Source organism: Nocardioides pini, from assembly GCF_026712185.1.
Lineage (GTDB): Bacteria > Actinomycetota > Actinomycetes > Propionibacteriales > Nocardioidaceae > Nocardioides > Nocardioides pini.
On the sequence record NZ_JAPPUX010000005.1, the window covers coordinates 62,496 to 78,590 of the forward strand.

Annotated in this window: 17 protein-coding genes; 9 read left to right on the forward strand and 8 right to left on the reverse strand. The window is 73.1% G+C overall.

Annotated elements, in window-relative coordinates:
• Positions 1 to 46 precede the first annotated feature (46 nt).
• Entirely contained in the window at positions 47 to 2,596 is a 2,550-nt protein-coding gene (locus NYO98_RS17145; RefSeq protein WP_268112962.1) for an MMPL family transporter, read from the forward strand.
• A 113-nt stretch (positions 2,597 to 2,709) separates the two neighbouring features.
• On the forward strand, positions 2,710 to 3,480 hold the full coding sequence (locus NYO98_RS17150; protein ID WP_268113542.1) for an HAD-IIA family hydrolase: 771 nt from the start codon (positions 2,710 to 2,712) through the stop codon (positions 3,478 to 3,480).
• A 6-nt stretch (positions 3,481 to 3,486) separates the two neighbouring features.
• Here NYO98_RS17150 and chrA read toward each other — a convergent pair whose 3' ends face one another.
• From chrA to NYO98_RS17165, 3 genes are all read right to left on the reverse strand, one after another.
• Positions 3,487 to 4,851 carry a chromate efflux transporter gene (gene chrA, locus NYO98_RS17155; protein ID WP_268112963.1) on the reverse strand — a complete coding sequence of 455 codons (1,365 nt, stop codon included), beginning with the start codon at positions 4,849 to 4,851 and terminating at the stop codon, positions 3,487 to 3,489.
• A 79-nt stretch (positions 4,852 to 4,930) separates the two neighbouring features.
• A complete protein-coding gene (locus NYO98_RS17160) occupies positions 4,931 to 5,560 on the reverse strand; it encodes a hypothetical protein (protein ID WP_268112964.1) in 630 nt (209 codons plus the stop codon).
• A gap of 71 nt (positions 5,561 to 5,631) precedes the next feature.
• Positions 5,632 to 6,531: a cation diffusion facilitator family transporter gene (locus tag NYO98_RS17165; protein ID WP_268112965.1), complete on the reverse strand. Its 900-nt coding sequence runs from the start codon at positions 6,529 to 6,531 to the stop codon at positions 5,632 to 5,634.
• Between the two features lie 136 nt (positions 6,532 to 6,667).
• Here NYO98_RS17165 and NYO98_RS17170 point away from each other — a divergent pair, with 136 nt between their 5' ends.
• Positions 6,668 to 7,294, forward strand: a complete 627-nt coding sequence (locus NYO98_RS17170) for a vitamin K epoxide reductase family protein (protein ID WP_268112966.1) — start codon at positions 6,668 to 6,670, stop codon at positions 7,292 to 7,294.
• A 22-nt stretch (positions 7,295 to 7,316) separates the two neighbouring features.
• Here NYO98_RS17170 and NYO98_RS17175 read toward each other — a convergent pair whose 3' ends face one another.
• Positions 7,317 to 7,649, reverse strand: a complete 333-nt coding sequence (locus NYO98_RS17175; RefSeq protein ID WP_268113543.1) for an ArsR/SmtB family transcription factor — start codon at positions 7,647 to 7,649, stop codon at positions 7,317 to 7,319.
• Positions 7,650 to 7,703: 54 nt separating this feature from the next.
• Between NYO98_RS17175 and NYO98_RS17180 the strand changes: the two genes are divergently transcribed.
• From NYO98_RS17180 to NYO98_RS17190, 3 genes are all read left to right on the forward strand, one after another.
• Positions 7,704 to 8,456 (forward strand): ABC transporter permease, encoded by a 753-nt coding sequence (locus NYO98_RS17180; protein ID WP_268112967.1) that lies wholly within the window; start codon positions 7,704 to 7,706, stop codon positions 8,454 to 8,456.
• 290 nt (positions 8,457 to 8,746) lie between these two features.
• On the forward strand, positions 8,747 to 10,015 hold the full coding sequence (locus NYO98_RS17185) for an MFS transporter (protein WP_268112968.1): 1,269 nt from the start codon (positions 8,747 to 8,749) through the stop codon (positions 10,013 to 10,015).
• A 32-nt stretch (positions 10,016 to 10,047) separates the two neighbouring features.
• Complete coding sequence (locus NYO98_RS17190; RefSeq protein ID WP_268112970.1) at positions 10,048 to 10,560, forward strand: nucleoside/nucleotide kinase family protein; 513 nt, start codon at positions 10,048 to 10,050, stop codon at positions 10,558 to 10,560.
• Between the two features lie 105 nt (positions 10,561 to 10,665).
• On the opposite strand, the gene NYO98_RS17195 is transcribed toward NYO98_RS17190, so the two are convergent.
• The 4 genes from NYO98_RS17195 to NYO98_RS17210 are packed head-to-tail and all read right to left on the reverse strand — an operon-like array spanning position 10,666 to position 14,066.
• Complete coding sequence (locus NYO98_RS17195) at positions 10,666 to 11,676, reverse strand: aldo/keto reductase family protein (protein ID WP_268112971.1); 1,011 nt, start codon at positions 11,674 to 11,676, stop codon at positions 10,666 to 10,668.
• Between the two features lie 25 nt (positions 11,677 to 11,701).
• Positions 11,702 to 11,929, reverse strand: coding sequence for a biotin/lipoyl-binding carrier protein (locus NYO98_RS17200; protein ID WP_268112972.1), 228 nt, complete (start codon positions 11,927 to 11,929; stop codon positions 11,702 to 11,704).
• A 56-nt stretch (positions 11,930 to 11,985) separates the two neighbouring features.
• Positions 11,986 to 13,272, reverse strand: a complete 1,287-nt coding sequence (locus NYO98_RS17205; RefSeq protein WP_268112973.1) for a hypothetical protein — start codon at positions 13,270 to 13,272, stop codon at positions 11,986 to 11,988.
• 11 nt (positions 13,273 to 13,283) lie between these two features.
• Positions 13,284 to 14,066: a carbon-nitrogen hydrolase family protein gene (locus NYO98_RS17210; protein ID WP_268112974.1), complete on the reverse strand. Its 783-nt coding sequence runs from the start codon at positions 14,064 to 14,066 to the stop codon at positions 13,284 to 13,286.
• A gap of 67 nt (positions 14,067 to 14,133) precedes the next feature.
• Here NYO98_RS17210 and mobA point away from each other — a divergent pair, with 67 nt between their 5' ends.
• Genes mobA through NYO98_RS17225 form a run of 3 tightly spaced genes read left to right on the forward strand, consistent with a single transcriptional unit; the run spans position 14,134 to position 16,055 of the window.
• Positions 14,134 to 14,712: a molybdenum cofactor guanylyltransferase gene (gene mobA / locus NYO98_RS17215; protein WP_268112975.1), complete on the forward strand. Its 579-nt coding sequence runs from the start codon at positions 14,134 to 14,136 to the stop codon at positions 14,710 to 14,712.
• Positions 14,713 to 14,758: 46 nt separating this feature from the next.
• Positions 14,759 to 15,082, forward strand: coding sequence for a DUF6457 domain-containing protein (locus NYO98_RS17220; RefSeq protein WP_268112977.1), 324 nt, complete (start codon positions 14,759 to 14,761; stop codon positions 15,080 to 15,082).
• Between the two features lie 4 nt (positions 15,083 to 15,086).
• On the forward strand, positions 15,087 to 16,055 hold the full coding sequence (locus NYO98_RS17225; protein ID WP_268112978.1) for an NAD(P)H-quinone oxidoreductase: 969 nt from the start codon (positions 15,087 to 15,089) through the stop codon (positions 16,053 to 16,055).
• Positions 16,056 to 16,095 lie beyond the last annotated feature (40 nt).

A 16,095-nucleotide genomic window follows, 5' to 3' on the forward strand; every position in this document is an offset into this window, starting at 1 on the left:
CTGACTCCCCCTGACTTCCTCCCGCAACGAAAGGCACGCCGCCACCATGGCTGAGCTCCTCTACCGCATCGGTCGCTTCGCGGCCCGCCGCCACTGGGCCGTCATCGGCGCCTGGCTGGCGGTCCTGGCCGTCACCGTGGTGACCTACCTGTCCTTCGCCGGCGCGCTGTCGTCGAACATCACGCTCCCCGACACCCCCACGACGCGGGTGTCCCAGCAGCTGGAGGACGACTTCGAGGGCACGGGCGGCGGCAACGGCTCGATCGTCGCCCAGACCACCGACGGCAGCGCCTTCACCGCCGCCCAGCAGCGCGAGGTGCTCGCCCTCCTCGACCGGCTCGAGGAGGTCGACTCCGTGTCGGACGTGTCCGACCCGTTCGCCACCCAGGACGACCTGGACGCGTCGGCCGAGCGGGTGGCCGACGGCCGCCGCCAGCTCAACGACGGCCTGGGACAGCTCCGCGACGCGCAGGCGCAGATCGACGGCGGCCGCCAGCTGCTGGAGGACCAGCGTGCCCAGGCGCGCCGGGACGGCACCCTCGCCGCCATCCGCCCCCAGCTCGAGGACGCCGAGCAGCAGCTCGACGACGGCCAGGCCGAGGTCGACCGCCAGCAGGCCAAGGTCGAGGAGCAGGCGCCGCGGCTGGAGCAGGGCGCCACCCTGTCCCGGCTCTCGTCCGGCTTCCGCACCGTGTCGGAGGACGGCAGCGCCGCGGTCGCCAACGTCACCTTCGACGTCTCCACCAACGAGGTCACCACCGAGGTGAAGACCGAGATCGAGGACCTCGTGGCCGACGCGGGCATCGACGGGGTCGATCTCTACCCCTCGCAGGACATCGCGCAGACCGTTCCGTCCATCCTCGGCCCGGGCGAGGTCGCCGGCGTCGTGATCGCCGCGATCGTCCTGTTCGTCATGCTCGGGACCGTGCTCGGCGCGGCCCTGCCGCTCGTCACGGCCCTGCTGGGCGTCGGTGTCGCGTCGCTCGCCTCGCTGTCGTTCTCGGGCATGGTCGAGTTCGTGTCCGTCACGCCGGTGCTCGGCGTCATGCTCGGCCTCGCCGTCGGCATCGACTACTCGCTCTTCATCATCAACCGCCACCGCCGGCAGCTGCAGCAGGGCGCCGACCTGCACGAGTCCATCGGGCTGGCCAACGGCACCTCGGGCAACGCCGTCGTCTTCGCCGGCGTCACCGTCATCGTCGCGCTGCTCGCGCTCAACATCACCGGCGTCGGGTTCCTCGGCCTGATGGGCACGGTCGGCGCCGTCGCCGTGCTGGTCGCCATCCTGATGGCCGTCACCCTGACCCCCGCGATCCTCTCGCTCGTCGGCCCGCGCGTCCTGCGCCGCCGCGAGCGGGAGCGGCTGGCCGCGGGCGAGCTCACCCACGACGCGGCGATCACCGACCGCGACCGCCCGATGAGCAACACCCGCGCCTGGACGGTCCTCGGGCTGGGCGTCGTCGCCCTGCTCGTCGTGGCCGCACCCGCGACGCAGATGCGGCTCGGCCTGCCCGACGGCTCCACCCAGCCGCCGGACTCGGCTGCCTACCAGGCGTACGACGTCCAGGCGGAGAAGCTCGGTGAGGGGTCCAACGGACCGCTGCTGGTCGTCGCCGACCTGCCCGGGGCGATCGCCGAGGACGACGTGCTCGCCGAGCAGGCCACCGTGGGCGAGCAGATCGGCGACGTCTGGAACGTCGAGGCCGTCGTGCCGATCGGGGTGTCCGAGGACCGGTCGGCGCTGGCCTTCCAGGTGGTCCCGGAGGGATCGCCGTCCAGCGAGTCCACCGCGGAGCTGGTCCAGAACCTCAGGACCCTGACCCCGACCACCGCTTCCGGGGGCGAGGCCACCCTCGGCGTGGCCGGCAACGCCAGCGCCGGGATCGACATCTCCGACAAGCTCGCCGACGTGCTGCCGACCTACCTGGTCCTGGTGGTCGGGCTGTCCCTGCTCATCCTGGTGCTGGTGTTCCGCTCCATCCTGGTGCCGATCACCGCGACGCTCGGGTTCGTGCTGTCGCTGCTGGCGGCCTTCGGCGGCATCACCGCGATCTTCCAGATCGGCTTCCTCGGCGACCTGTTCGGCGTCCACACCCCGGGACCGGTGCTGAGCTTCCTGCCGATCATCGCCACCGGCATCCTCTTCGGCCTGGCGATGGACTACCAGCTGTTCCTGGTGTCGGGCATGCGCGAGGCCTACGCCCACGGCGCCCCGGCGAGGGTCGCCGTGCAGCACGGCCTGCGCGCCGGGCGCTCGGTCGTGACGGCCGCGGCGATCATCATGATCTCGGTGTTCGCGGGCTTCATCTTCAGCCACGACGCGACGATCAAGCCGATCGGCTTCGGCCTGGCCTTCGGGGTGCTCCTCGACGCGTTCGTCGTCCGGATGCTGCTCATCCCGGCCGCGATGCACCTGCTCGGCGAGGCGGCGTGGTGGCTGCCGCGCTGGCTCGACCGGATCCTGCCCGACGTGGACGTCGAGGGCGCGAAGCTCGAGCGCAGCCACCCGGTGCACGACGGGCCGCACGACGAGCCGCACGACGAGCCGGTCGACGGGCCCGTCGCTGAGCGCCCGGGCGCCCACGTGGCGCGGTGACCACGGACGTCATGGGGATCCCGGTCCGGGCCGGAGGTTCCCATGACGTCGTGCTCGTGCACCACAATGGTCCGGTGACCGAACCTCGCGCCGTCCACACCTGGCTCACCGACATGGACGGCGTCCTCGTGCGCGAGGAGGACCCGATCCCGGGCGCCAAGGAGTTCATCAGCGAGCTCCGCGAGCAGGGCGTGCCCTTCCTGGTGCTCACCAACAACTCGATCTTCACCCCGCGCGACCTGCGCGTGCGCCTGCTCCGCAGCAGCGGGATCGACGTGCCGGAGGAGTCGATCTGGACGTCGGCGCTCGCGACCGCGCAGTTCCTCGACGACCAGCGCCCGGGCGGGTCGCCGTACGTCGTGGGCGAGACGGGGCTGACCGCGGCGGTCCACGACATCGGCTACGTCATGACCGACCAGGACCCGGACTACGTCGTGCTCGGCGAGACCCGCACCTACTCGTTCGAGGCGATCACGCGCGCGATCCGGCTGATCAACGACGGCGCGCGCTTCATCGCCACCAACCCCGACCCGAGCGGACCGAGCGCCCAGGGCATGCTCCCGGCGACCGGGTCGGTCGCGGCCCTCATCAGCACGGCGACCGGACGTCAGCCCTACTTCATCGGCAAGCCCAACCCCCTGATGATGCGCAGCGCGCTCAACCGCATCGACGCCCACTCCGAGACCACCGTGATGATCGGCGACCGGATGGACACCGACATCATCAGCGGTCTCGAGGCCGGCATGCGCACCGTGCTGGTGGCCACCGGCGCCACCGAGCGCCACCAGGTGCAGGACTTCCCCTACCGGCCGACGAAGGTCGTCGACTCGATCGCCGACGTCGTGCCCTACGTCGCCCAGAAGTGCCTGCCCGAGGACGCGTAGGCCGGGTCAGATCGAGGTCGCGAGCCCGACGACCACGCCCGCGAGCGCGCAGGCACCCAGCGTGCGGAGCACCGACCACCGGCGCCAGAAGACGAGGGCGAAGCCCAGCGCCGTGATCCCGAGTGCCGCCACCTCGAGGGACCCCGGAACGGGGTACTCGACGTCGAGCGGCCCGGCCGTGAACCGCGCGGTCTCGCCGAAGAGGGTGTGCAGGGCGAAGAACACCGCCAGGCTCGCGATGACGCCGACGACCGCCGCGGTGATCCCGGCCAGCGCGGCGGCGAGGTCGCGGTTGCCCCGCAGCCGCTCGACGTACGGCGCCCCGAGCAGGATGAAGAGGAAGCAGGGGACGAACGTCACCCACGTCGTCAGCAGCGAGGCGACGACGGCGGCGACCCACGGGTCGAGGTCCCCCGGGGCCCGGTAGGCGCCGACGAAGGCGACGAACTGGACGACCATGATCAGCGGCCCGGGGGTCGTCTCGGCGAGCGCCAGGCCACGGACCATCTCGCCCGGCAGCAGCCAGTGGTAGACCTCCACGGCCTGCTGGGCGACGTAGGCCAGCACGGCGTAGGCACCGCCGAAGGTCACGATCGCCGCCCCCGAGAAGAACAGGCCCTGGTCCACGAACGTGCTCTGCCGGCCGAACAGCAGCGCCGCACCCGCGACCGGGGCGAACCACACGACCAGCCCGACGACGAGGGTGAGCACGGCCCGACGGCCGGACGGTCGTTCGGTGTGCAGCTGGTCGTCGCTGACGAGGGGCGGCGGCCCGTCGTCGAGGACCGAGCCCGGTGGCCGCGTGAGGCCCGGCAGCCGGCGACCGAGCGCCCACCCCACGACTGCCGCGACGAGCACGACGGCCGGGAACGATGCGTCGAAGAAGGTCAGGGCGACGAACGACGCCACCGCGAGGACGACCAGCGCGGGATGGCCGAGCCCCTTGCGCCCCACCCGGACCACCGCCTGGACCACGATCGCGATGACGGCAGGGGCGAGGCCGAGGAACAGCGCCTCGACGAGGGTGGTGTCGCCGTAGCCGACGTAGACGGCGGACAGGACCAGGAGGGCGACGACGCCGGGCAGGATGAAGAGCAGGCCCGCGACGAGCGCGCCCCTGACGCCGTTGAGCAGCCAGCCGACGTACGTCGCCAGCTGCTGCGCCTCCGGTCCGGGCAGCAGGGTGCAGTAGGACAGCGCGAACAGGAAGCGCTGCTGGCCGATCCAGCGCTTCTCCTCGACGAGGGTGCGCTGCATGACCGCGATCTGGCCCGCCGGTCCGCCGAAGGTCTGCAGCGAGATGGCGAACCAGGCGCGGGCGGCCTCGCGGAGCGGGATCACGTCGCGCGTGGTCCCGGTGGAGGCGGACATGGCAGCACCTCACCGCCTCGCGAACGCTAAGTCAAGCGACTCGCTCGACAAAGTCGCGCTCACCTGCCGTGCCACGAGGTCAGGTGAGCGGCTGGGGGTGCAGCAGGAACCCGCGGCCCCACGCCAGGTGGAGCACGACGGCCGCGACCAGGGCGCCGGCGGTGCCGAGCGACAGGTCGCCCAGCGTGTCGGCGTACGCGAACTCGCGCTCGGTCGATCGGCTGATGAAGGCGAAGAACTCCGCGACCTCCCACGCGATGGCCGCCGTCGCGCCGAAGGCGAGCGCACGCTCCAGGACGCGGCCGAACCCGACGTCGCGCGGCAGGGTGAGGAGGATGAACGCCGCCGCGAGGAGACCGGTGTTCATGAGGTGCATCCAGTCGTCGAACCACACGACGGTGTCGTAGAGGTCCATCCGGTTGCCGAGGATGTCGGTGAAGCAGGTGAGGGTGATGAGCAGGTCGGGCAGCCACGGGAACGAGATGCGGTCGCGCCACAGCGCCCACCACAGCACCGGCACGGTGAAGGAGATCAGCGGGTAGCCGACGGCCCGCATGCCGGCGGCCTTGTCGCGCAGGTTGGCCTGGTCGGGGTAGAGGACCGCGAAGGCCAGCAGCAGGACCAGCGCGCCCTTCGCGAGGACGTTGGCCGTCTTGGCCAGGGTGGGTGTCACCGGGTGCTCGATCGTCGTCGCTGCCGCCTCGGTCACCCGGTCCCCCGTCCTCGGCGCCACGACGATCGGGCGGCCGGGCCCCAGTGTGTCAGCAGCGTCGGGCACGCTCACCAGGTGGCTGCGTGGCACGCCTTCGCGGGGTGCGCCTCCACCTGGAGCGTCGCGTGCTCGATGCCGTGGTCCTCGCGCAGCGTGGCACCGGCGGCGGCCAGCACCACCTGCGCGTCGGCGCCCACCCGGAGGACGAGGTGGGCGGTCGCGACGTTCATCCCCGAGGTCAGCGTCCAGGCGTGCAGGTCGTGGACCTCGGCGACGCCGGACACCGCCTCCAGGTCGCGGACGACGGCCTCGAGGTCGACGTCGTGCGGGGCGTGTTGGCCCAGCACGGCCAGCACCTCGCGACCGAGCAGCACGGCACGCACCGCGACGAAGACCCCGATCGCCACGGCGACGACGGTGTCCCACCACCCGTCGCCGGTGACCCGCACCAGCACGCCGGCGGCCAGGACGCCGACACTGCCGGCCGCGTCCGCCATCACCTCGAGGTAGGCACCCTTGACGTTGATCGACTCGGAGGCGCCGCCGCGCAGCAGGACCAGGCAGACGAGGTTGACCGCCAGCCCGAGGGCGCCGACCACCAGGAGCGGGCCGGAGGCCACCTCCACGGACTCGCCGATGCGGCGCACGGCCTCGACGACGACGTAGGCAGACACCCCCAGCATGATCAGGACGGTCAGGCCGGAGGCGAACACCTCGGCGCGGTAGGAGCCGTAGGTGCGCCGGCCCGTGCCGTCGGGGCGGGAGGCGATCTTCGTGGCGACGAGCGCGGCGCCGAGGGCGACCACGTCGGCGGCCATGTGGCCCGCGTCGGAGATGAGCGCGAGCGACCCGGTCGTCAGCCCGACGACGAGCTCCACGGCGAGGAAGCCCGCCACGAGACCGAACGCCACGGCGAGCCGCCAGCGGTGGCGGGCACCAGCGTGGCCGTGCCCGTGACCCGCGCCCATCGCCGTACCCCCATCGTCGTCTGTCTACATCATCGCCATCCGGCGATGCCGAGTCAAACCCCGGCCGGCCGGACCTGTTGGACGATGTCGGAGGATGGTGCCGACCCGCCCCGCCGTCCTCAGGAGACCGCGCGCCATGAGCACCCCCCTCACCGTCGGCGACCTCGCCGACGTCGACGAGCCGCAGGAGCGGCCGCTCGCCTTCGGGCTGCTCGTGGGCGGGCTGGTCGGCTTCGTCGCCTCCGCGGTGCTGCTCGTCGAGCGGATCCGGCTGGCCGAGGACAGCGACTACGTGCCGACCTGCAGCATCAACCCGGTCCTCAGCTGCGGCAACGTCATGGAGTCAGCGCAGGCGGCGCTGCTCGGCTTCCCCAACCCGATCATCGGTGTCGCGACCTTCCCGGTGGTCATCACGACGGCCGCGGTCCTGCTCGCCGGCGCCCGGCTGGCGCGCTGGTACTGGCTCGGCCTCCAGGCCGGGGTGACGGTGGCCTTCGCGTTCATCTGCTGGCTCGTCTTCCAGAGCCTCTACCGCATCGGCGCGCTGTGCCCCTACTGCATGGTCGTGTGGGCGGTCGTGATCCCGCTCTTCTGGTACGTCACGGCGCGCAACGCGGCAGCCGGCGCACTCGGCAACGACCCGGACGGACGGCTCGCGGACGGTCTGCGCGACTGGCGGGCACCGCTGGTGTTCGGCACCTACGTGGTGGTCGTGCTGCTCATCCTCGAGCGCTTCTGGTCCTACTGGTCGTCGCTGCTCTGAGGGCGGCGCCTCAGGGGCACGGTCAGGGGTGGCGCTCCTCGTAGTGGTGCTCCGGGCCGACACCGGTCAGGGCGAGCAGGCGCTCGGCGGTCGCGACCACCTCGAGCAGCTCCTCGCGGCGGGTCAGCGACCACACCGACGCCCGGCCCTCGGGGCGCGAGGTGACCAGGCCGCAGTCGCGGAGGCAGGCCAGGTGCTTCGACACCGTGCTCTGCGCCAGCCCGAGGTGCGCGGTGAGGTCGACGACGCGGTGCTCGCCGAGCGAGAGGTGCCGCACGATCAGCAGCCGCGACGGGTCGGACAGGGCGTGGAACAGGGCCGCCTCGGCCGCCAGGCCGGTCGTCTCCGATCTCATCGCCACGCGACGATGCTAGCGGGCCGGGGTCGTCCGGCGGCTACCGTCGGCCGGGTGGTGACCGACGTCCTCGACTACGCCCGCTTCGGCGCCGGCCTGCTGGTCGTCGTCCTCGCGACGGTCTTCGTCGCGTGGCGGTCCGGGGTGGGGCTGGGGTGGACACCTCTGACGTCGTTGGCCCGCGCGGTGCTCCAGCTCAGCATCGTCGCGCTGTTGCTGCGCGGGATCCTGGCCGTTCCGTGGACGGTCGTCGCCTTCCTCGGCCTCATGCTCGCGACGGCGTCCGCCACCGCGTCCGGACGGCTCAGCGAGCTGTGGCACGGCCGCCGGGCGGCGGTCACCGGAGTGGTGGTGGGCGCAGGGGTGGCCTTGTCGCTCGTGTTCCTGCTGCAGCTGGTCGACCTCGAACCCCGCTACCTCGTGGCTGTCGCCGGCATCGTCATCGGCAACGCCATGAGCGCCGCGACGCTGGCGGGGCGCAACTTCCTGCGGGGCGTCCGGCACCGTCGCGACGAGGTGGAGGCGTGGCTGTCGCTCGGCGCGACACCGTCCCACGCGCACCTGGAGATCGGGCAGGAGGCGGTGCGCGAGTCGCTGCTCCCGAGCCTCGACCAGACCCGCTCCACCGGCCTCGTCACCCTGCCCGGCGCCTTCGTCGGCGCGCTGTTCGGTGGCGCCAGTCCCGCCGTCGCAGCGCAGTTCCAGCTCGTCGTGCTCGCCGGCATCGCACTCGCGATGACCGTCACCGGCGTCATCGTCACGCGGCTCCTGGGCCGCTCGCCGTACCTTCCCCCGGCCCCGACCTGACCCGGTCTGGCGAGCAGGTCCGCCACGGGGGGAGGCGGACCTGCTCCGCACCAGCGTGGGTCACCGGACCTGCCGACAACCTGACTGCCCGTCAGCGGCGCGGGAGCAGCTCGTCGCCGGGCTCGCCGCGACGGTGCAGGTCTACCGGGTGGGTGACTCGGGAGCGCGGGCGGCGTGGGGCGACCAGGTGTCCTCGTCCAGCTCCTCGTCCAGCTCCTCGTCCGGCTCCTCGTCCGACTGACGGGCACCACCCCGACAGGGGCCGACCACGCCTGACCTAGCCTGCGCAGGTGGACAGGCGACTGCTGGCGGACACCCGCCCCCTCGCCAACCCGCACTTCCGACGGCTCTGGCGGGCCAACATCATCACGGTGGTGGGGGCGCAGCTGACCGTCGTGGCGGTGCCGGCCCAGATCTACGCGACGACCGGCTCGTCGGCGTACGTCGGGCTGACGGGCGTCTTCGGCCTCGTCCCGCTGGTGGTCTTCGGGCTCTGGGGCGGCGCGCTCGCCGACGTCTTCGACCGGCGGACCCTGTTGCTGATCACCACGACCGGCCTGATCGCGACGAGCGCGGCCTTCTGGCTCCAGGCGGCGCTCGGGGGCGACGACGTGTGGCTGCTGCTGTCCCTCTTCGCGATCCAGCAGGCGTTCTTCGCGGTCAACCAGCCCACCCGGTCGGCGCTCCTGCCGCGCATCCTCGACGCGGAGCTGCTGCCCGCGGCGAACTCGCTCAACATGACCGTCATGCAGGCCGGCGGGATCGCCGGGCCGCTGGTGGGCGGGGCGCTCATCCCGCTCGTCGGCTTCTCGTGGCTCTACCTGCTCGACAGCATCACGCTCCTCGCGACCCTCGGGGCCGTCGTACGCCTCCCGCCCCTGCCGGTCATGGGCGTGACCGTGACGCCGGGGATCGGCGCGGTCGTCGACGGCTTCCGCTACCTGCGCACCCAGCCGGTGCTGATGATGTCGTTCGTCGTCGACATCATCGCGATGGTCTTCGGCATGCCGCGGGCGCTGTTCCCCGAGCTGGCCGACGTCGCGTTCGGCGGTCCGAGCGAGGGCGGCGTGGCCTTCGCGCTGCTCTTCGCGGCGATCCCCGCCGGCGCCGTCGTGGGCGGCGTCCTGTCCGGGTGGGTGTCACGCGTGGAGCGGCAGGGCCTGGCCGTGATCGTGTCGATCCTCGTGTGGGGCGTGGCGATGGTCGGCTTCGGCGTCGCCGCCATGCTCGCGCCGCTCGCCCCCGCCCTGTTCCTCGGCATCGCGGTGCTGATGCTCGCGGTCGGAGGCGCCGCCGACATGGCCTCCGCCGCCTTCCGTACGTCGATGCTGCAGGCCGCGGCCGACGACTCCGTGCGCGGGCGGCTGCAGGGGATCTTCATCGTCGTGGTCGCCGGCGGCCCGCGCGTCGCCGACGTCCTGCACGGCGCGACCGCCGCGGTGACCGGCGCCGCCGTCGCGGCCGCAGGTGGCGGGGTGCTCGTGATCATCGGCACGGTCCTCGCCGCCCTCGCGGTGCCGGCGTTCGTGCGCTACCGGGTGACCCGGGTCGCGGCCTGACCCGGCGAACGCCGGTGGTCTACGGTCGCCCCGTGGACGAACCGAGGTCGGTGCTGGTCGTCACCGGCGCGGCGGCGACCGGGAAGTCGACGATCGGTGACCACCTCCGGGGCCGCAGCGGGCTGGTGGTGATCGACGGGGACGTCCTCGGCCGCGGCGCGGCAGCGACGTCGTACGGCCGGCGCGACTACGTCGGCTTCTGGCGCCACGCGCTCGCGGTCTGCCGCGAGGTCAGGACCAACGGCCTGGTGCCCGTCGTGCCGTGCATCTGCCTGCCCGACCAGGTGCTCGCGGCCGTGGAGGACGAGACCGTCCACTTCCTCGCCCTGCTCAGCGACCCCGACACGGTCCGCCGCCGGATCGCCGCGCGCACGGGCTTGTCCGACGTCCCGTCACCCGAGTCCCACGTCGACCTCGACCACCGGCTGCGCGAGGTCGTGGACGTGCCGGCTCCGCACACCTGGACGACCCACGACGTCACCGCGGGCGACGTACGCCGCACGCGCGAGGTCGGGGCGGGCTGGGCCGCCGGTCACGCCCCCTGACAGATCGTGGAGTCCTGGTGCCACCTGGTGGCTCGAGGACTCCACGATCTGTCGGGAGTCACCGGATATCCGGTGACTCCAGGCGGCGCGCCGGGCAGGCAGACCTCAGACGACGCGGGCCTTCGGCATCCCCTCGGCGGTCTTGCCGGGGTCGCGCACGACGACGGAGCCGAGGGCGTCGTCGATGCGGGACATCACGTCCGCGTCGAGCGTCACACCGGCGGCCTTGACGTTGTCGGCGACCTGCTCGGGGCGGGAGGCACCGACGAGGGCGGCGGCGACGTTGTCGTTCTGCAGCACCCAGGCGATCGCGAGCTGGGCCATGGTCAGGCCGCAGTCCTTCGCGACCGGCTCGAGGTCCTGCACCGCGGCCAGCACGTCGTCGCGCATGAAGCGCGAGATCATGTCGGCGCCGCCCTTGGTGTCGGTGGCGCGCGAGCCCTCGGGCGGGGCCTGGCCGGGCTTGTACTTGCCCGTCAGCACGCCCTGCGCGATCGGGCTCCAGACGATCTGCGAGACGCCGAGCTCCTTCGACGTCGGCACGACCTCGTCCTCGATGACGCGCCACAGCATGGAGTACTGCGGCTGGCTCGAGATCAGCTGGAAGCCGAGCTCCTTCGACAGCTCCACGCCGGCGCGGATCTGGTCGGCGGTCCACTCGCTGACGCCGATGTAGAGCGCCTTGCCCTGTCGCACGATGTCGGCGAAGGCCTGCATCGTCTCCTCGAGCGGGGTCTCCACGTCGTAGCGGTGGGCCTGGTAGAGGTCGACGTAGTCGGTCTGCAGCCGCTGCAGGGAGCCGTTGATCGACTCCATGATGTGCTTGCGTGACAGGCCGGTGTCGTTCTTGCCCTTCGGACCGGTCGGCCAGTAGACCTTCGTGAAGATCTCCAGCGACTCGCGCCGCTCGCCCTTCAGCGCCTCGCCGAGCACGGTCTCCGCTGCGGTGTTCGCGTAGACGTCAGCCGTGTCGAACGTCGAGATCCCCTCGTCGAGCGCCGCGCGCACGCACTGGGTGGCGACGTCGTTCTCGACCTGGGAGCCGTGGGTGAGCCAGTTGCCGTAGGTGATCTCGGAGATCTTCAGTCCGCTGTTGCCGAGGTATCGGAATTCCATCTCTCCGACACTAGCGAGGGCCGGGTCAGTCGAGCACGACCAGGACGTCGCCGTCCTGCACGACGTCGCCCTCGGTCACCCTGATGGCGGTGACGGTGCCGGCGCGCTCGGCCAGCATCGGGATCTCCATCTTCATCGACTCCAGGAGCACGACGGTGTCGCCGGCCTCGACGCGGTCGCCCTCGGCGACCTCGATGGTGAGGACGTTGGCGACCAGCTCGGAGACGATCTCGAGGGAGGTGGGGCGGGCCATGCGCCCGACGCTAGCGGTTACCCGGGCGTACACCCCGATCTCCTGCCTGGCAGGGCTCAGAGCTCGGCGAAGCGGCGCGGCTCGGGACGGTGCGGACCCGCCTCCTCGGCGCGGCGTCCGCCGCGTCCCTTCGGCCCGGTGAGGGCGAGGTCCGCGCGGATCACGAGCCAGCCGATGAGCAGGCCCAGGACGAGGGAGTACGCCGCCCGCAGGCCGGCCTCGAGGTAGGAGGTGTCCGGCGAGACGAGCCCCGTCGCCAGCGGCACGGTGGCGGCGACGCCGAAGGCGCAGAACCACCACCCTTGGCGCCGGCGGGCGCGGACGTGGGTGCCCCACACCAGCGCGGGGATGCCGAGCAGGACCACGAGCGGCCGCGGGAACGCCCCGATGCGGGCCGCGGTCGAGTCGGCGAAGTCGAGGACCGACGACACGAAGCTCTGGGCGCCGTAGCGCCGCAGCAGCTCGGCGTACGCCAGCGTCGCGAAGAGGACGCCGAGGCCGATGGCGACGACGATCATCCCGCGCCGCCCGAGGCCGTGCAGGCCCGCGCCGAGGCGGTAGACGATCGCGAGCACGAGGACGAGCGCGAGGAGGAGCGAGACGATCTCGAAGCGCTCGATCGCCACGGTGGGCTCGAAGCCGACCGCGGCGAAGGCGGTGACCGCGGCGACGAGGGCGGCGACCAGCGCCTCGCGCATCGCCTTCCAGCCGGTGATCGCCGGCACCGTCACCATGACGGCGTAGACGCTGCCGACCACGCAGGTCATCACCGCCGCGCCCGTCGGGAGCACGCGCCCACCCACGAGGAGGCTCGCCACGGCGAGGACCAGCGCCAGGCCGGCGGACACGAGCGCGCGGCCGGCGGTGCGCGTCGCGAGCAGCCAGGAGAGCGCGGTGACGACGGCCGTGGCGCCGACGCCGTCGAGCCACGCGGGTGCGGTGCCCGTGTCGCCCACGGCGGGGATGTCGCTCAGCGTGCCGCTGAGGGCCGACCAGCCCAGTGCTGCCGCGCCGAGGATGAGGACGCCGAACCAGAAGGCCAGCAGCGACCGACGGGGTCCGTCGGCTCCGGTCTCGTCCGGCGTGCCGGCGGTGGGCTCGGCGGTCGGGGCAGGGGCCTGCTCCGCGACGGGCGCGGGCGTCGGGGTCGGCGGCGGCGGGGTGACCGGCGTGACCGGGGCGGCCGGCTCGGCGGCCGGTGCTGCGGCCTCGTCCCGGACCACCGGGGCGGGCTCGGGCGCGGGCGGCGCCTTCCGCTTCAGCCGCAGCCGCGAGGGCGGGCGCTCGGCAGCCCGCTTGCCGCGGGAGGACCCGCGGGTGCTGTCGGAGGAGGGGGAAGGCACGACGGAGCAGGTTACAGCCGTCGGTTGGCCAGCGACGGATTGGTGCGGCGGGCCTCGTCGAGGTCGGCGCGGTCCAGGACGGCGTCGACGACCTGCTCGGAGCCGTCGGCCTCGGCGAGGACGTCCCCCAGCGGGCCGATGACCGCGGAGTGCCCGACGTAGCGCGGCTCGGGCTGCCCGGCGCCGACGACGAAGCAGGTGTTCTCGATGGCCCGGGCGGCGAGCAGGGTGCGCCAGTGCGCGACCTTGCGGTCGCCGGGCAGCCACGCCGCCGGCACGACGAGGACCTCGGCGCCCGCGTCGACCAGGCGCCGCGCCAGCTCGGGGAACCGCAGGTCGTAGCAGGTCATCAGCCCGACCTGCCAGCCGCCGACGTCGACGACCACCGGCTCGACGGCGCCGCCCGTGAGGCGGTCGGACTCCCGGTAGCCGAAGGAGTCGTAGAGGTGGATCTTGCGGTACGTCGCCGGGTCGGGGCCGGCCGCGACGAGCGTGTTGAACGGTCGGGCGGGGTCGTCCGCGACCTCGAACATCCCGGCCACCACGGTGGCGGAGGTGGCGTCGGCGACGCGCGCGACCTCACGGGCGAACGGCCCGTCGACCCGCTCGGCGAAGGGACTGACGTCGGACCCGGCCTGGCCGAAGTCGCGGGCGAAGGCCTCCGGCAGGACGACCAGGTCGGCTCCCGGCTCCACCTCGGCGAGGCGGGCGCGGTTGGCGTCCGGGTCCAGTCCGCTCGCCCACTGGTGGACGCGCACGCGCAGCTGCTCGTTCAACCGTGGGGTGGGGGCCATGCTCCCAGCGTAGAGCGGTCGCCCGGCGGCCGCCGTCCGGCGCTCGCGCGGCTGCGAGGATGCCCGCATGGACCTCGACCTCACCGCCGGCGGCTTCTGCGGCGTGGTGCTCGCGGGCGGCACGGCCGCGCGGATGGACGGCGTCGACAAGGCGTCCGTCGAGCTGGCCGGCCGCTCGCTCCTGGCGTACGCCGTCGATGCGTTCCTCGACGCCGACGAGGTCGTGGTGGTCGGACCGGACACCGTGCGGACCGCGCGACCGGTGACCTTCGTGGTCGAGGACCCGCCCCGCGGCGGGCCGGTGGCCGGGCTGCTCACCGGGGTGGACGCGCTGCTGCGCGAGCCACGCCTCGTCGGTGTCCTCGCGGTGGACATGCCGCGGGTCACCGCGGCGACGATGCGCCGCCTGCGCGAGGCGGCGGCCGGCCGGGACGGTGCGTTCCTGGTCGACGGCGACGGCCGGCGCCAGCTGGCCGGGGTGCTCGACGCGGCCCGCCTGGACGTCGTACGACCCGACCGCGAGGGTCAGCACGGGATGGCGCTGCACCGGCTGCTCGCGCGGCTGGACCTCGCCGAGGTGCCGGCGACCGGCGAGGAGGCGGTCGACGTCGACTCGTGGGCCGACCTGCGGGACCTGCGGCGCTGACCGGCCTCCCTTGCCGCACGCGGGTGGGGTGCGAGACATTGGCCTCGTGAATCTCCACGACTGGATCGACGAGCTCGCCGACGTGCTCGACGTCGAGACCGAGGTCGACGAGGGCCTGGTCCTCGACCTCGCCCGCGTGGCGGCGCAGAACGTGCAGAGGACCGCGGCGCCGATCACCGCCTACCTCCTCGGGGTGGCGGTCGGGGCGGGCGACGCGAACCCCGAGCAGGTCGAGCGGCTCGCCGCGCGCGCCCAGCAGCTCGCCGAGAGCTGGGACCGGCCGGCCGACGCGAAGGACCCCGACGACATCGACGACGAGGTGCCCGACGACTCCTCGGTCGACCACTCCAGCGACCTCTACGAGGACTGATCACGTGCGTGCTGCCGTCGCCACCGGGTCCGGTGGGCCCGACGTCCTGTCCGTCGGCGAGGTCGACGACCCGCGCCCGGCCGCCGGGGAGGTGCTGCTCGACGTGGTCGCCACCGCCGTCAACCGGGCCGACACCCTGCAGCGGCAGGGCTTCTACCCGCCGCCGCCCGGCGCCTCCGACGTCCTGGGGCTCGAGTGCAGCGGCCGCATCGCCGAGCTCGGCGAGGGCGTCGAGGGCTGGAAGGTCGGTGACGAGGTGTGCGCGCTGCTCGCCGGCGGGGGGTACGCCGCCCGCGTGGCCGTGCCCGTCGGTCAGGTCATGCCGGTTCCGTCCGGCGTCTCCCTCGTCGAGGCGGCCTGCCTGCCCGAGGTCGCGGCGACCGTCTGGTCCAACGTCTTCATGACCGCCCACCTCGCGAAGGGGGAGCGCTTCCTCGTGCACGGCGGCGGCGGTGGCATCGGCACGATGGCGATCCAGCTCGCGGCCGCCCGCGGCGCCGAGGTCTACACGACCGCCGGGTCCCCGGAGACCCTCGAGCTGTGCCGCTCGCTCGGCGCGGAGCGGGCGATCAGCTACCGCGACGAGGACTTCGTCGAGGTGCTCACCGAGGCCGGCGGCGCCGACGTCATCCTCGACAACATGGGGGCGTCCTACCTCGGCCGCAACGTCTCCGCCCTCGCCACCGGCGGCCGCCTGGTCATCATCGGGATGCAGGGCGGCTCGAAGGGCGAGCTCGACATCAACGCCCTCCTGCGCAAGCGCTCGTCCGTGACCGCCACCTCGCTCCGCGCCCGCCCGCTCGCCGAGAAGGCGCAGATCTGCTGCGGGGTGGTCGAGGACGTCTGGCCGCTCGTCGCGTCCGGCCAGGTGCGCCCCATCGTCGAGACCACCCTCCCGCTCGAGGAGGTCGCCCGCGCCCACCAGCTGATGGACGACGGCGGGCGCGCCGGGAAGATCGTCCTGACCCTCTGAGCCCTCGGGCCGGACGGGCCGCCACCGGGCGGGCCCTAGG

Coding starts and splice junctions, on each gene's coding strand:
- chrA (WP_268112963.1), bottom strand. CDS start 4,851: ATGTCCGCCTCCACCGGGACCACGCGCGACGTGATCCCGCTCCGCGAG.
- NYO98_RS17175 (WP_268113543.1), bottom strand. CDS start 7,649: ATGAGATCGGAGACGACCGGCCTGGCGGCCGAGGCGGCCCTGTTCCAC.
- NYO98_RS17200 (WP_268112972.1), bottom strand. CDS start 11,929: ATGGCCCGCCCCACCTCCCTCGAGATCGTCTCCGAGCTGGTCGCCAAC.
- NYO98_RS17170 (WP_268112966.1), top strand. CDS start 6,668: ATGAGCACCCCCCTCACCGTCGGCGACCTCGCCGACGTCGACGAGCCG.
- NYO98_RS17165 (WP_268112965.1), bottom strand. CDS start 6,531: ATGGGCGCGGGTCACGGGCACGGCCACGCTGGTGCCCGCCACCGCTGG.
- NYO98_RS17210 (WP_268112974.1), bottom strand. CDS start 14,066: ATGGCCCCCACCCCACGGTTGAACGAGCAGCTGCGCGTGCGCGTCCAC.
- NYO98_RS17150 (WP_268113542.1), top strand. CDS start 2,710: ATGGACGGCGTCCTCGTGCGCGAGGAGGACCCGATCCCGGGCGCCAAG.
- NYO98_RS17145 (WP_268112962.1), top strand. CDS start 47: ATGGCTGAGCTCCTCTACCGCATCGGTCGCTTCGCGGCCCGCCGCCAC.
- NYO98_RS17195 (WP_268112971.1), bottom strand. CDS start 11,676: ATGGAATTCCGATACCTCGGCAACAGCGGACTGAAGATCTCCGAGATC.
- mobA (WP_268112975.1), top strand. CDS start 14,134: ATGGACCTCGACCTCACCGCCGGCGGCTTCTGCGGCGTGGTGCTCGCG.